The sequence below is a fragment of the Alteromonas sp. ABH4_457 genome, assembly GCF_056160625.1.
In genome coordinates, this window is sequence record NZ_JBSWXN010000006.1 from 365,747 (window position 1) to 380,275 (window position 14,529).

Sequence of the window (14,529 nt, forward strand, 5' to 3'; positions counted from 1 at the left end):
AAGTTCAGTCAGGGAATTCTGGCAACGGCTGTTAAAGTCGTTTGTTTATCGGTCACACTGGTGTCCGCCACTCAAGCTGTTGAACGTTTTGAGCCTGAAGCGGCTACCGGATTTGAAAATAAAAAAGCCCGTATAGCCAATGATTATATGGTTGTGGCTGCAAACCCCTACGCCTCATGGGCGGGTAAAAACATTATCGAAAAAGGTGGTTCTGCCATTGATGCTGCTGTGGCTGTGCAGGCAATGCTGACACTGGTTGAGCCCCAGTCATCGGGGATCGGTGGCGGTGCCTTTATTCTTTACTGGGATAATAAAACTAAGACGCTGCATACATTTGACGGACGGGAAACCGCACCGGCTGCCGTAACACCTTACTGGTTCTTCAAAGGTAAAAACCAGATGAACTGGCTTGAAGCTGTGGTTGGTGGTAAATCTGTGGGTGTTCCCGGCGCGTTAAAAGCACTGGAAACTGCACAGCAGGAATTCGGCAAGCTGAAATGGGAAGACCTGTTTGACGATGCTATTAACACCAGCGCTGAAGGGTTCCGGGTATCAGCCCGTCTGGCGCACCTGGTCTCGCTGAATAAACACCCGGGTCTGAAAGAGTTTCCATCCAGCGCTACCTATTTTTATCCTGCCGGTGCACCGCTGAAGGAAGGAACGGTTAAAAAGAATAAAGCACTTGCAGATACCCTGCGCCATATTGCCAGTGACGGTACAGACTATTTCTACAAAGGCCCTGTGGCTGAGAAAATTGTTAAGGCAGTGAACGGGGCATCCATCAACCCGGGACAAATTACCACGGCTGATATTGCCGGATACGAAGCATTAAAGAAAAAACCTGTGTGCGGAGATTACCGCGAACATAAAATTTGTGGCATGGCACCGCCCAGTTCCGGGGGGATCAATGTATTCCAGATCATGAAACTGCTGGAAGGTCAGGACATTGCTTCATTGCAGCCTGACAGTGCTGAATTTGCCCATTTATTTGCACAGGCCAGTGCCCTCAGTTTTGCTGACCGGGAAATGTATATTGCCGACAGCGACTTTACCGATTTACCCTTTGCGGCATTGATCAACGCGCCTTACCTGAAACGCCGTGCAGAGACGATTGGCATCAATGAAAAATGGCATAAAGCAAAGGCCGGCAAGCCTTACACCGATGCTAAAGTTCACCTTGGGATGAATCTGGAGCAGCCTAACACCAGCCACTTCTCAATTGTGGATAAAGAAGGGAACGCGGTGTCTATCACGACCAGCATTGAGTTTATGTTCGGTTCCGGCTTAATGGTCGACGGTTTCCTGCTGAATAACCAGCTTACGGACTTCTCATTTAATCCGGATATTAACGGCTGGCCTGTGGTTAACCGTGTGGAGGCGGGTAAGCGCCCGCGCAGTGCTATGAGCCCGACCATGGTGTTTGATGATAAAGGTGATCTTGAACTGGTCATCGGCTCACCGGGTGGCAGTCGTATTATCGATTATGTCGCGCAGACCCTGTTTGGTGTTCTCGACTTTAACCTTGATGTGCAGCAGGCCATTAATCTGCCCAGAATGACCAACAGAAATGATTATACTGCGCTGGAGTCCGGTACGTCCGCTGAGGCGCTGAAACCTGCACTTGAAGCACTGGGTCATGATGTCAAAGTGATGGATCTGAACTCAGGTTTACATGGCGTACAAGTGAAAAACGGTAAGTTGATTGGCGGCGCCGATCCCCGCCGTGAAGGGGTAGCAGTGGGGCAGTAAAAGCCCCGCTTACCGGTTTACATAAAATGGTCCGGGTCGATGCGGTCAACTTTCCATAGCCCGTCGTCGCGGATCATTTGTACCGTTCTTAAATCTTCCACTTTGTCATCATTATACTGGCCGCTGAAAAATAAAGTGACGGTGGCATTTTCCGCAAACTCATTACGTCCCACACGGTTAGATCCCTGAGGTGTAATGGTTACTGTATCGTAACGCAAATTAACAATGTGTCTCTGAACGTTGCGGTTTGTATGGTAGCGCTTAAGCATTCTTGCCATGCTGTCAGAACTCAGTTCTACTGCACGGTTTATATTCTTGTCTTCATAAATACTTTTCATAAATGCCACAGCAGCGTAGTCCGGCGTATTTTCATCCATCATCCCGTAGCGCCCGAGCCCTTCTTCCTTTTCTTTACAACCGGATATCAAAATCAGACATAAAGCGATGAACAGGGAACTGAGGTGGCAGGAAGGGTAATTCATAATATTTATTCCGGACGGCTAAACTATTATAAAAATAGCAGATTTTACAGGCGAAAAAAAAGCGGAGTAATCATACCCCGCTTTCTGATTTTATATCTTTAACGCTTACTGAACTTCTTCCTGTTCACCAAATTCACCGGCAAACAGCGGACTGCTCAGGTAACGTTCTGTACCACTGGCAAGCAGAACAACAACGATTTTGTCTTTGTTTTCCGGACGCTCAGCAAAACGCTTGGCTGCGACAACCGCCGCACCGGAAGAAATACCGGCAAGGATACCTTCTTCCTTCATCAGACGGTGAGTCATTTCCATACTCTCGTCGTTAGTTACCTGTTCAACTTCATCTACCAGATCCAGATCCAGATTACCCGGAATGAAACCGGCACCGATCCCCTGGATTTTGTGAGGACCCGGTGTCAGTTCTTCACCATTCTTGGCCTGAGTGATAACAGGTGAATCTGTCGGTTCAACGGCGACAGAAGTAATTGCTTTACCTTTAGTATTCTTTAGGTAACGGCTAACACCGGTAATCGTACCGCCGGTACCGACACCGGCAACGAATGCATCAACCTTACCGTCAGTGGCTTCCCAGATTTCAGGGCCGGTTGTCTTTTCATGGATTGCCGGGTTAGCAGGGTTATCAAACTGCTGCAGCAGAACGAATTTTTCAGGATCTGAAGCAACGATTTCCTGAGCGGCTGCAACGGCACCTTTCATGCCTTTAGGGGCTTCAGTCAGTACCAGGTTTGCACCCAGTGCCTTGAGTAATTTTCTGCGCTCAAGACTCATGCTGCTTGGCATGGTCAGTGTCAGCTTGTAACCACGGGAAGCTGCAACGAATGCCAGTGCAATACCTGTATTACCACTGGTCGGTTCAACAATCTCTTTACCCGGGCCCAGAACACCACGCTTTTCTGCATCCCAGATCATGTTAGCGCCGATACGGCATTTGACACTGAAGCTCGGGTTGCGTGATTCAATTTTTGCATACACATTGCCACCGGTAACGCGGTTGAGTTTTACCAGCGGTGTGCGGCCAATAGATAATGAGTTGTCGTCAAATACTTGCATTATTATTCCTTACCTGGTTAAAAATACCTGCAGACAATGATGTAGTCTGTCAAATGAACAGAACCACACAGGTATTTGTGTACGGTTATATAATTGGTGTCATTTTGTAAAATGAAAAGTGCTTTTTCGATATAACTTATTTTGATTTGCGATGAGGGTTAAAAAGCAGGCAAACGGGTGGTCGTTACAGTCAAATTCACCGTAATTACAAACAGCGTTCAGCCGGGATGACAGGTGCAGTGGTACGGGATTTACGACAGACGTCACGGATGCGGTACTACTTTGTTATATATTAGCGGTAAATTTGCCGGTGATACCGGCTTAAGAAATATAAAACATGAACTGGTATCTGCGTTTAGCGTACTGGCCGTTCATGGTCGTTCAGGCGGGGAAAAATGAATCATCATATTTACCATGTGTTGTCGGACTGGTTCCCTCAGCGCGATGCAGGTAACTGGTTGCTGGCAACCATCATTAATACCGAAGGCTCTTCTTACCGCAAAGCCGGTGCAATGATGCTGTTCAGTGAATTTGGCAGTCAGCTGGGTGTTGTTTCCGGCGGATGTCTGGAAAGTGATTTATTGCATCAGTCACGACGGTGCTGGGAAACAGGTAAAAGTCGTATTGTGACTTATGATATGCAGGAAGAAGGTGATGTTGCGTGGCGGCTGGGTATAGGTTGCGGCGGTGAAGTGACGCTTCTTTTACAACCTGTGAGTGCACAAAATAACTGGCTGGGGCTGACAGATGTGCTGGATGCGCTCAGCCGGCAGCAAACCGTTTATTTTTCACAGCCGGTCACACCGGGTATTCCGTCAGGGTCTGCGGCGGCATCTGATCCCGGCGACAAAGCTCTGTTTACAGCCACACTCACACCACCTCCCACGCTGGGCATTTTAGGTGGCGGGGTTGATGCACTGCCGTTATGCGATATGGCTTCAAGGCTCGGCTGGCGGGTTATTGTTAATGACAGCAGAGCGCGATATGCGCGGCCTGCAGACTTTACCACAGCTACTGTGACAGACGAACAGGCAGCGGGTGAGATTAGCGGCACAGACTGGTATCACCAGATGAACGCAGTCATTGTTATGCATCATCAGGTGCGTATGGACGGTGAGGCGCTCGCAGCAATGGTCTCTGTACCGCCGCATTCTTTACAGTATATTGCCTTGCTGGGTCCCTCTCATCGGGCTGAGCGGGTGCTGGAAGAAGCCGGCATTGAAGAATCTCTGTTACCGCTGCCACTTCATGCACCTGCCGGTATCGCAATCGGAGGTGAATTACCTGAGTCAATTGCATTATCCATGCTTGCCCAGGCACACGCTGTGGTACATGGCAAGTCAGCCCGTTCACTGAAGGGTAAGCCATGTCAGGCAGAATAGCGGTAATTATACTGGCTGCCGGTGAGGCCAGCCGGTATGGCGACAACAAATTACTTACTGCCCATCCGCAAGGTGACACATTACTGGAGTATGTTGTACAGCAATATGCGCCGTTTACGGATTTGCCCGTATTTGTGGTGACCGGTTGTTACCGTGAGGCAGTTGCAGAATGTCTGGTAAGTAGTCCGTTATTGCCAGAAATTTCTCTCAGCCACAATGACGCCTGGCAGCAGGGAATGGGCGGCAGTATTGCTACCGGTGTTAAAGCCGTGCTGCATTATTGTGAGGAAACCGGCACATTGCCGCCGGATCATTTTTTTATCGGATTAGGTGACACGCCGGCCGTCACTGCAGATTCCCTTCGCGCACTCGCGGAAAAAGCCGGGATTTTTCCTGCCAGCCGGATTGCCAGCCTGGCTGAAGGAAAACGCATGTCACCGGCTATCTTTCCTCACCTTGATGAAGCATTGCTTTTGTCTCTGAGTGGGCAGAAGGGGGCGGCAAAACTGCTCAACGCTGCTGCCCCTGAGTGTTTTGCCGTACCTCACCCGCAAGCTGCGCTGGATATCGATACGCCGGATGACTGGGATAAATTAAACCGTAATTAAGCCGCTGTCTGGTAATTCCCGGTATTGTCCCAATATCGGGATTATGAAGCATTCAAATAAACGCGATATCCTGCTGCGATCGGTATGGCTCAGTGTCCTGTGTGTCACAGTGCTCTGGGTCATCCAGTCCGCCGGTGTGTTGTTCCATTTACCCTTAAATACACTGGGTATTGTGCCTTTGTCCTTAGCAGGACTACACGGCATTATTACCGCTCCTCTGGTACACAGTTCCTATGAGCATTTATTCCATAATACATTGCCACTGATCATTCTTGGTTCCGCCCTGTATTATGGCTATCCGGCTACGAGAGGCAAAGCGCTGGCATTCGCATGGCTGGGTTCAGGTATTGGGGTATGGTTATTTGGCAGGCCGTCTGTGCATCTGGGGGCAAGCGGAGTTGCACACGGATTGTTTTTTTATCTGTTTGTTATTGCCATTCTGCGCAGAGATAACCGCTCAACGGGCCTGATGATGATCGCGTTCTTTCTGTATGGCGGCATGATGATGTCTATTTTTCCCCGCGACCCGCAAATTTCTTACGAGGCGCATTTTTTCGGTGCAGCAGGGGGGGTTATTGCTGCACTGCTGTTTGGTAAACAGGATCCCAAACCGCTGAGGAAGCGCTATTACTGGGAATCGCAGGATGAAGAAGACCCGGTGATTGGTGATCAGTGGCAATCCACCGGGGCGGAAGAGCCGCCTAAGCCGCGTGAACGCGCTGGCGGCGCTGAATAATCATAACGCGGCTGCCTAACATTACGGCAGCACTGCTTAACCCCACTATAAAACCTATCCAGAAGCCGGCAGCGGACATGGGCTCACTGGTTATCCAGTCTGTACGACCCAGAATAAGCCCGGTGGGAAGACCGATTAGCCAGTAGGCAATGAAAGTGATGATAAACATAGCCGTGGTGTCTTTGTATCCCCGTAACGCATTGGCCGATAACACCTGGATTGCATCAGAGAATTGGAAAAGCGCGGCGTAAATCAGCAATGAGTTAGCCAGTGCAAATACCGTTTCATCCTGCGTATACAGGCTGATGATGGCATCCTTTGCCAGTAACGTGAAGCTGGCGGTTAACGTGGCAATACACATACCGATGGTAATACCGCTTTTTACCACCATGCGGGCCTGCGCAGGATTGTTCTGGCCAATCCGGTAACCTACACGGATTGACAGCGCCATGCCTAAGCTCAGGGGAAACATGAACATGATTGCACTGAAATTGAGTGCAACCTGGTGAGCCGCTACGGTGCCGGGTCCGAAAGGGGCCAGCATCAGGGCAACGACGGCAAACAGGGTAACCTCAAACAGAAGCGTCATGGCCACCGGAAATCCGAGTTTGAATGTGCGCAGGATCATGCGCAAATCCGGGCGATAGATGTGGCCGAACAGGTTGTACTTCTTCAGTCTGTCAGACAACAAAACGTAAGCCATGGTAGCGAAAAACATCGTGTAGATAACAATGGCCGTGGCGATACCGCAACCTGCGCCCCCGAATGCCGGCACCGGCCCTGCGCCATAAATGAATATGTAGTTACCCGCGACGTTACACATTAATCCTATCAACGTAATGGCCATGGTGGGTTTGGTGGTGCCAAGGCCTTCACAGAAGTTACGCAACCACTGGTAACCGGCAAATGCCGGCATGGAAAGCAACACAAACTGCACATAGTCCACGGTAATATCGTAGAGTGCCGGTTCCATGGGAAACAGTGCTACCAGCTGGCCGGTAAACGGCCAGATAAGCAGAATGAGTAAACTGATTGTCAGTAGCAGGTATCCGGCCTGCCAGGCCGCAGAGGCTACGTCAGATGTATTTCCCTTTCCGTGTAATCTGGACAGGATAGGGGGCATAGCAAGGCCCAGGCCCTGAATAAAACACTGCAGCGGTACAATGATACTGAAACCCAGTGCCACAGCGGCCATATCCGTAGCGCTGTAATGACCGGCCATAATGGTATCAATAACACCCATCATCATCTGCGTTATCTGGGCAATCAACAGAGGCCAGGCAAGGGTGATCAAACGTTTACTTTCCACGGCAAAGCGCGGAGAAATGAAAGCCGCCATGGGTGAATTATGCTCCGTTAACTGAAAATGGCTGCACTTTTACCGTGTCACCGGCACTGAGCATTTTGCAGTCAGACGGAACGACAATGTAACAATTGGCCTGTGTCACGGTGGTCATCACACCGGAACTTTGTTTACCTGACGGAGTGACGTTATAGCTGCCATCCTCCTGCACAACCATAACCGCCCGCAGAAATTCTTGTCTGCCGGCTTTACGTTTTATACCGGCGGTCAGTGTGGCATTAATGGTAAGAAGCTTACCTGCCCCGTCAGTTTCAATACCGCTCAACCGCTTGAGCATGGGTAACACCAGTTGCTGTGTGGTGACCCAGGCTGACACCGGGTTGCCCGGTACGCCACAGAAGCGTGCATTTCCCAGAGAACCGAATGCGAAGGGTTTGCCCGGTTTAATCGCGATTTTCCAGAACGCAATCTCACCAAGCCTGGCAACCAGTTCTTTAACAAAATCGGCATCACCTACAGATACACCGCCGCTGGATATAATGACATCCTGAGATTCAGACGCCTCTTTAAATACCGTTTCCAGAGCGGCTTTGTCATCAGGAATAATGCCATAGTCAGTGATTGTGACCGGCTCATGTGCGAGTAAGGCCCGTGTGCCGGTACGGTTTGATTCGTAAATCTGACCTGACTGCAAAGGTACTCCCGCCTCAACCAGTTCATCGCCGGTAGCCATGATCCCCACTTTCAGTTTGCGGAAAACACTCACTGAACTGATCCCCATTGAGGCAAGCAGTACCAGATGACCGGGCTCCAGGCGGGTGCCCCGTTTAATGACCTGTGCGCCTTTAGCGATATCTCCGCCGGCGCGGCGAATATTTTCACCGGCAATAGCGGGTTTGGTCACTGTGATAATGTCATCTTCCCTGCGTGTATTTTCCTGCATAACCACGCATTCTGCTCCGGGAGGGATAAGCGCACCGGTCATGATCCTTACTGCTGTACCCCGCTGTATTTTTTCTTCCGGCAACGCCATGCCCGCAAACTGCGTACCGGATACCGTGACGGGTGCGCCGGCGGTATCGGCTGCATAAAGAGCGTAACCGTCCATCGCAGAATTATCAGCCGGTGGTACATCTGTCTGTGAAACAATGTCTTCGCCGGTAATCCGGTACAGCGCATCAGATACTGCAACGTTTTCAGTTTCTGTAACAGGAGTAACAGCGGCAAGAGCACGGCTCAGGGCCTCGTCCAGTGGAAGCCAGCCGGAGGGAGTGGAAGCAGAATTGGTCATATTTATTAGCGCAGGCGAATTAAGAAGGGGATTATTACTGATTGGTATAAGAAAACCAACACCTGCGGCCAGAATTCCGCAGGTGTTGATAAGCGTGTCAGTCTTCAAACTCCATATTGCTGATCCACACAGTCTGGTACGGCTTTAACTGCATGAATCCGCCCACGTCTTCAATTTCATCACGGGTAATGAGGTCCATCCATTTATCTGTGCCAATCAGATTAATACTGGAAAGCAGGATAGACTGTTCTTCATTAGTGACATTGCTGACGCAGAACACGCTCTGGCGTCTGTCGAGACTTTGCCGCCAGTAGCCAAACAAGGTGTCACCCAGTTGCAGGGTAAACTGTGTGGCATTGGGGTGAAAAGCCGGTTGTGCTTTTCTGATACGGATAAGCTGGGACAAACGGGTTAATACTTTATGGTGTTGAGAAAACGGCGAGTCCAGCAGGGCTGCCAGTTCCTCAAAGTTCCATCTGTGCCGGTTGATAGAGCGGTTCTGACCGGTGTTAGCCACTTTTTCATAGTCATTACTGGTACCCAGTAAACTATGGATGTACAGACCCGGTATACCTTCCATACCCAGCATAATGGCATGAGCACAAATAAAGCGGTCTACCTGATACTTATCCGGGCCTGCTGTGGTTCCCTGCAGTGCGTCAAACAAAGTAATGTTGATTTCATACGGCTTCTGCTGACCATGATCAGACGCCCGCCAGGAGACTTTTCCGCCGAAATTCTGCATGGTATGCACCAGTGTAGAAATTTCTTCATCGTCAAGTAACCCTTCAGCCGGGCGCAGACCGATCCCGTCATGGGATGCAATGAAGTTAAAATATGTCGTGCCGTTTTGGGCAGGCGGCATACTCATCATCCAGTTCTTCAGATAACCACAGTTGCCGGTCACGAGGGTATTTACCAGCAATGGGGGGAGTGAGAAGTTATAGATAGCATGGGCTTCATTGGCATTACCGAAATACGTCAGGTTCTCCCGGTTAGGGATGTTGGTTTCAGTAATAATAATGACAGTAGGATCAGTGTGTTCAATCAGTGTACGGAGCAAACGGATAACTTCGTGGGTCTGTGCCAGATTGATACAACTGGTCCCGATGATTTTCCATAAAAACGCCACTGCATCCAGACGGAACAGCTTAGCGCCTTTATCCAGATACAGACGAATAATTTCCACAAAAGCCAGCAGTACCTTCGGATTGCGGAAATCAAAATCCACCTGGTCGTGACTGAACGTACACCAGACATGTTTCGTGCCGGTGGCGGTTTCAGTTTCCCGCAGCAGGGGAGACACCCGCGGGCGGGTAACCATAGATAAATCATCAGACGGATCGGCAGTAAAAAAGAAATCACTGCCAGTGCCTTCGCCTTTCTGAAAATTGTCAAACCAGGCACTACGGGCAGAACAATGGTTGATAACAAGATCAAACATCAGGCCGTAGTGCTTTGACAGCCGTTCAATATCAGGCCAGTCTCCCAGTGATTCATTCACACTGGAATAGTCGATGACGGAAAAGCCATCGTCTGAACTGTAAGGAAAGAAGGGCAGCATGTGTACCTTGTTGATCGTGTTCTTACAGTAGGTGTGCAGAAAACGGTCAAGGGTAAACAATGGCTGCTCATTATCACTGATCACACTGTCACCGTAAGTGATCATGATAATATCTTCTTCATCCCAGTAATTGCAGTGCGGCGTTGGTTGAACAACGTCTTTATCTTCTTCAAGACGCATCGTATGCATCAGCTGAGTGGCAAGATCTCCAACAGGGATATCCAGAACCACATCAGCATAAATCGACTGCAAGTGATGACTGACTTTTTCGTGTAATTGTTCCCAACTCGTCATGCGTTACCCTAATAATTCTGCTGTGTCTGCTTCAACGGCCTCCAGCAGGCGGTCAAGAATGTCCGGTACTGCACTGGTGACCCTGTTCCAGCTTGGAATAAACGGTGTTTCCATCGGATTATCCAGGAAGCTGTTACCCGCTTTCATAATATTGCTGGCAAACAGTTCAACGGCTTTTTCTTCATTGTGAATGTCTAATGTCAGGCCATTCATTACTGCATCGTTGTGATAGGTTTCAACGAAATCCAGCGCAATACGGTAATAGGTTGCTTTAATGGAACGGAACATTTCGTTGCTGAAAGTAAATCCCTGAGTCGCCAGCTTTCTGAACAGTGCTTTGGTGATGTCGATAGACATCTTCGACAAACCGCCCTGGTCATTATTGAATGACAAGTCCTGGTGTTTATGATCGTAATTATCTGCTATATCGGCCTGACACAGGCGGTTGTGATTGTAGTTGCGGTGCATTTCAGACAGCACGCCCACCTCAAGGCCCCAGTCACTGGGAATACGGATATCGTTCAGCACATCACGACGGAAAGAGAATTCGCCGGCCAGCGGATAACGGAAGCTGTCCATGAATTCCAGATATTCGTTATCACCCAGCGTGCGTTTCAATGCGCGCAGCAACGGGGTAACCAGCAAACGGGAAACCCGGCCATTGATTTTTCCGTTGGCTACGCGGGCGTAATAACCTTTACAGAACTCGTAGTTGAACTGAGGATTCGCGACCGGATAGATAAGGCGGGCCAGCAGGTCGCGGTTGTAGGTGACGATATCGCAATCGTGGAGGGCGACGGATTCGGCACGGTTTGATGCCAGAATATACCCCATACAGTACCATACGTTACGGCCTTTACCCAGTTCCTTAGGTGCGAGATTCAGAGCCGATAATTCTTCGTCAATGGCTTTAAGACGGGGGCCATCGTTCCACAAAACGCGATGATGTTGCGGCAGCTTTTCGAAAAATTTTAATGCAGATTTGTATTGCTCTTTATCTGCACGGTCAAGGCCAATGACGATTTCAGACAGATAGGGGACGTGGGTGAGTTCGTCGACGATGTGCGGCAGGGCTTCGCCTTCCAATTCTGAATACAAAGACGGCAGGATCAGCGCCATCGGACGTTTCTGAGAAAATCGTAACAGTTCAGCTTCAAGCTCTTCTGTAGGGCGTCTTGATAAGTTGTGTAACGTTGTCACTACGCCATTTTGATAAAAATCAGCCATGTGTTCTCCATGTCCTGTTAAAAAAGTAATCGGGTCAGTACTTCAGTCCAGCCTTGCGGGCCGTGCAGGGTACTGGTGTATACATTTTCTTCTTTTTTTAGTGTAGGGGGTTGATGACTCGGGGAGGCGATCCGAACGGCAATATCCGCTGCCTCAAGCATTGCAATATCATTTTTACCGTCACCCAGCGCAATACTGGTCACCGGTTCGTCATGTTGACGGATAAACTCTTCGACAAACCATTGGAGGGCTGCGCCCTTATTACAGTCGCCGGAAATATGAATAAAACGGCCGCCTTCCAGCGGATAGGCGCCTCTGTCTGTCACAGACCGGATAAACGCCTCTTTTCTCTCCTCTGTGCCTTGCCATAAGACCGGCTCACCGAATTGTCGCTGTGCAGCCAGTGCAGCTTCTGCGGGTGATAACCCGGTGGCTTCGCAGATGTCCTCGTTGGACATCTCGCTGAAATGGGTGAATTCACCGGCAAAATCCGGTTTGACCTTTTCGAGTAATTTCAGCCAGTACATTTTCGATGAGGTGAAAGATTTGCACCAAAATCCATCCTGCCACACGGTACCGGCTGGCTTTTTCGCGAAAAAACCATGAGGAATGTATGCTGCTGCGCCGTTTTCTACGATAAACGGGCCGGTCAGGCCAATGGTTTCCCGCAATTCAAGCAATTCAACAAAGGTCTTGCTGGTGGTAGGGATGACGGGAATATTTCGCTCTGACAGTGAGGTCAGCGTAGGCTTTGCAGCTTCAAAACTGTATGTATGGTGGTCAAGCAACGTACCGTCCATGTCAGTGAAAATGAGTGTATTCGCTGTGTCCATGACTACTTCCTGATGACGTTTTTAATGACTCTGTTTTCATCTAACTCAAATACCTGATTACACTTTGCAGGCAGGGAATTAAACGCATGTTCTGTGAGTCTCTGATAATGTTGTATGAAACGAAGGATTTGTTCATCGCTCATTATACCGCTTCCGGTTTTTCCGGTTTTCGCGGCCAGTTTGTGTTCCTGTTCACACCGCCATTTGTAAACATGCTCAAAAGACGGACCTTTTAACATTACCCAATACTGCATTTCATCGTATAAAGATTCATAATCTGCAGCAATTTTATCATTCACATATCCCCGCCATGTGCCATCCGGGTCTTCGGTACGCTCAAGATCATTAACCGGCTCTTTAAGTGCGTCCTCAGATTGCGCTGACACGCCCCAACACCAGCCTTCAATTAACACAATATCAGGTGGAGAGGTGATTACCGGCCACGCAGATCCTTCAAAAGGATCATCGTTGGCTTTATTAAAGCGGGGCAGAGCAACGCTGCCTGCAGATTTTAACGCTGTGAAAGTGCTATCAGCCAGAACCGTATTGTGCGTACCGGGTACGCCTCTGGTGCAAAGCAAGGGATGTACGTTGGCAGCAAGTTCTTGTCGTCTTGCACGGGAGAGATAGAAATCGTCAAGGGAGATCGTGACGGCTGACAGCCCGTGCTGGTTGGTGAAGTAGTGGATAAGAAAGTCGCATAATGTGGATTTCCCTGATCCCTGGCAGCCATTAACACCGACGAAAAATGGCCCTTCTGCACCATTTTCGTGCGAAAGGATTTCGTCTGCTAACGGTATGAACCATTCTTGTGCAATGGCCTGGTAAGTGTCCGGTAACTGGTGCTCGTTCAGAAAGCCCGTAATATCCATGTTACTACCTGTGTGACGTGCTGTTTCAGCACAGTTTATAAAGTAGTAACTACAACAATTATGCCAATCCGGGTCAGGAATGCTCGCAGACCGGTGCCAAGAATTGGCAACAGTCTGCAAACGAACAGGACATAAAGTTACTTTTTCGTGGCTATCAGCACTGCACGTTGTGGTGCAGGATAACCTTCAATGGTTCTGCTGATGTCATCAGGATCCAGAAAATCTTTTAAAGACTGAGACGTCATCCATTCTGTGGTGCGCTGCTCATCAAGAGACGTGGTGTTGATATCAGCGACCTTAATATTTTCAAAACCCAGCCTGCTCAGCCACACAGTGAGTGCCTTTACACTTGGCAGAAACCAGACGTTGCGCATCTGTGCATAACGTTCGCCTGCCATCAGTACGGTTTGTTCATCACCTTCCACTACCAGTGTTTCAAGCACCAGTTCGCCGCCTTTGCGTAACTGATCTTTTAGTTGGGTGAGAAACTGTACCGGATCTTTTCTATGGTATAGCACACCCATTGAGAACACAGTATCAAATGCTTTTAATGCCGGCATCTGCTCAATGCCCAGGGGTAAAAAATGGATATTGGCGGCAGGAATAAAATGCCTGATAGCCTGAAACTGAATTAAAAACAGTTGAGTCGGATCGATGCCATAAACGCCGGCAGCATCTTCTCCCAGCATACGCCACATGTGATAGCCGCTACCACAACCCACATCCAGAACATGACGGTTGGCAAGCGGGCTGATATGAGGCAGTACCCGATCCCATTTCCAGTCTGACCGCCATTCTGTATTAATATGAATGCCGTGAATGTGATAGGGGCCTTTTCGCCAGGGCATAAACTGTTTCAGCAGACCTTCTATCTGTTTCTGCTGATATTCGCTGATGTCAGCGGCGCTACCCGCAGTAACACTGTGTTTCAGTTCTTTTGAACTGACAGTGGTCTCAGGAAGTTTTTCCAGCAATTTACACCATTTACTGAATTCTCCGTGAAGGTGTCCCCTTTGCCATTCGCTGATTTGTGCCGGCAGCGTTTCAAGCCAGTGTGCCAGAGGCGTGTCCAGCAACTGACGGTAACATTCAGTGAACCAGGGATCAGAAATACGTC

At 49.3% G+C, this 14,529-nt stretch carries 13 protein-coding genes; 4 read left to right on the forward strand and 9 right to left on the reverse strand.

What is annotated here, in order from left to right:
- Positions 1–18 precede the first annotated feature (18 nt).
- Positions 19–1,749, forward strand: a complete 1,731-nt coding sequence (gene ggt, locus ACXAGR_RS16965; RefSeq protein ID WP_474851653.1) for a gamma-glutamyltransferase — start codon at positions 19–21, stop codon at positions 1,747–1,749.
- A gap of 17 nt (positions 1,750–1,766) precedes the next feature.
- Here ggt and ACXAGR_RS16970 read toward each other — a convergent pair whose 3' ends face one another.
- On the reverse strand, positions 1,767–2,231 hold the full coding sequence (locus ACXAGR_RS16970) for a hypothetical protein (protein WP_474851465.1): 465 nt from the start codon (positions 2,229–2,231) through the stop codon (positions 1,767–1,769).
- A gap of 105 nt (positions 2,232–2,336) precedes the next feature.
- Entirely contained in the window at positions 2,337–3,302 is a 966-nt protein-coding gene (gene cysK, locus ACXAGR_RS16975; RefSeq protein WP_119501466.1) for a cysteine synthase A, read from the reverse strand.
- A 395-nt stretch (positions 3,303–3,697) separates the two neighbouring features.
- On the opposite strand from cysK, the gene ACXAGR_RS16980 reads away from it, so the two are divergent.
- Genes ACXAGR_RS16980 through ACXAGR_RS16990 form a run of 3 tightly spaced genes read left to right on the forward strand, consistent with a single transcriptional unit; the run spans position 3,698 to position 6,028 of the window.
- Positions 3,698–4,684, forward strand: a complete 987-nt coding sequence (locus ACXAGR_RS16980; protein ID WP_474851467.1) for an XdhC family protein — start codon at positions 3,698–3,700, stop codon at positions 4,682–4,684.
- Entirely contained in the window at positions 4,669–5,292 is a 624-nt protein-coding gene (locus ACXAGR_RS16985) for a nucleotidyltransferase family protein (RefSeq protein ID WP_474851469.1), read from the forward strand. The genes ACXAGR_RS16980 and ACXAGR_RS16985 overlap by 16 nt, the downstream gene beginning before the upstream one ends.
- A gap of 43 nt (positions 5,293–5,335) precedes the next feature.
- Entirely contained in the window at positions 5,336–6,028 is a 693-nt protein-coding gene (locus ACXAGR_RS16990; protein ID WP_474851471.1) for a rhomboid family intramembrane serine protease, read from the forward strand.
- Here the strand turns inward: ACXAGR_RS16990 and ACXAGR_RS16995 are convergent.
- The 7 genes from ACXAGR_RS16995 to cmoB all read right to left on the reverse strand — a co-directional run bounded on the left by ACXAGR_RS16995 (position 5,994) and on the right by cmoB (position 14,524).
- On the reverse strand, positions 5,994–7,367 hold the full coding sequence (locus ACXAGR_RS16995; RefSeq protein ID WP_474851473.1) for an MATE family efflux transporter: 1,374 nt from the start codon (positions 7,365–7,367) through the stop codon (positions 5,994–5,996). The genes ACXAGR_RS16990 and ACXAGR_RS16995 overlap by 35 nt on opposite strands.
- A gap of 7 nt (positions 7,368–7,374) precedes the next feature.
- Positions 7,375–8,622, reverse strand: coding sequence for a molybdopterin molybdotransferase MoeA (gene moeA, locus ACXAGR_RS17000; protein ID WP_474851475.1), 1,248 nt, complete (start codon positions 8,620–8,622; stop codon positions 7,375–7,377).
- Positions 8,623–8,719: 97 nt separating this feature from the next.
- Positions 8,720–10,480, reverse strand: a complete 1,761-nt coding sequence (locus ACXAGR_RS17005; protein WP_474844267.1) for a sugar phosphorylase — start codon at positions 10,478–10,480, stop codon at positions 8,720–8,722.
- A gap of 3 nt (positions 10,481–10,483) precedes the next feature.
- Positions 10,484–11,707 (reverse strand): glycosyltransferase family protein, encoded by a 1,224-nt coding sequence (locus ACXAGR_RS17010; protein WP_119501460.1) that lies wholly within the window; start codon positions 11,705–11,707, stop codon positions 10,484–10,486.
- Between the two features lie 17 nt (positions 11,708–11,724).
- Positions 11,725–12,540 (reverse strand): HAD-IIB family hydrolase, encoded by an 816-nt coding sequence (locus tag ACXAGR_RS17015; RefSeq protein ID WP_474844266.1) that lies wholly within the window; start codon positions 12,538–12,540, stop codon positions 11,725–11,727.
- Between the two features lie 2 nt (positions 12,541–12,542).
- Positions 12,543–13,412, reverse strand: a complete 870-nt coding sequence (locus tag ACXAGR_RS17020; RefSeq protein ID WP_474851477.1) for a kinase — start codon at positions 13,410–13,412, stop codon at positions 12,543–12,545.
- 137 nt (positions 13,413–13,549) lie between these two features.
- Entirely contained in the window at positions 13,550–14,524 is a 975-nt protein-coding gene (gene cmoB, locus ACXAGR_RS17025) for a tRNA 5-methoxyuridine(34)/uridine 5-oxyacetic acid(34) synthase CmoB (RefSeq protein ID WP_474844527.1), read from the reverse strand.
- Positions 14,525–14,529: the final 5 nt, after the last annotated feature.

Coding starts and splice junctions, on each gene's coding strand:
- ACXAGR_RS16970 (WP_474851465.1), bottom strand. CDS start 2,231: ATGAATTACCCTTCCTGCCACCTCAGTTCCCTGTTCATCGCTTTATGT.
- cysK (WP_119501466.1), bottom strand. CDS start 3,302: ATGCAAGTATTTGACGACAACTCATTATCTATTGGCCGCACACCGCTG.
- ACXAGR_RS16980 (WP_474851467.1), top strand. CDS start 3,698: ATGAATCATCATATTTACCATGTGTTGTCGGACTGGTTCCCTCAGCGC.
- ACXAGR_RS16985 (WP_474851469.1), top strand. CDS start 4,669: ATGTCAGGCAGAATAGCGGTAATTATACTGGCTGCCGGTGAGGCCAGC.
- ACXAGR_RS16990 (WP_474851471.1), top strand. CDS start 5,336: ATGAAGCATTCAAATAAACGCGATATCCTGCTGCGATCGGTATGGCTC.
- ACXAGR_RS16995 (WP_474851473.1), bottom strand. CDS start 7,367: ATGGCGGCTTTCATTTCTCCGCGCTTTGCCGTGGAAAGTAAACGTTTG.
- moeA (WP_474851475.1), bottom strand. CDS start 8,622: ATGACCAATTCTGCTTCCACTCCCTCCGGCTGGCTTCCACTGGACGAG.
- ACXAGR_RS17005 (WP_474844267.1), bottom strand. CDS start 10,480: ATGACGAGTTGGGAACAATTACACGAAAAAGTCAGTCATCACTTGCAG.
- ACXAGR_RS17010 (WP_119501460.1), bottom strand. CDS start 11,707: ATGGCTGATTTTTATCAAAATGGCGTAGTGACAACGTTACACAACTTA.
- ACXAGR_RS17015 (WP_474844266.1), bottom strand. CDS start 12,540: ATGGACACAGCGAATACACTCATTTTCACTGACATGGACGGTACGTTG.
- ACXAGR_RS17020 (WP_474851477.1), bottom strand. CDS start 13,412: ATGGATATTACGGGCTTTCTGAACGAGCACCAGTTACCGGACACTTAC.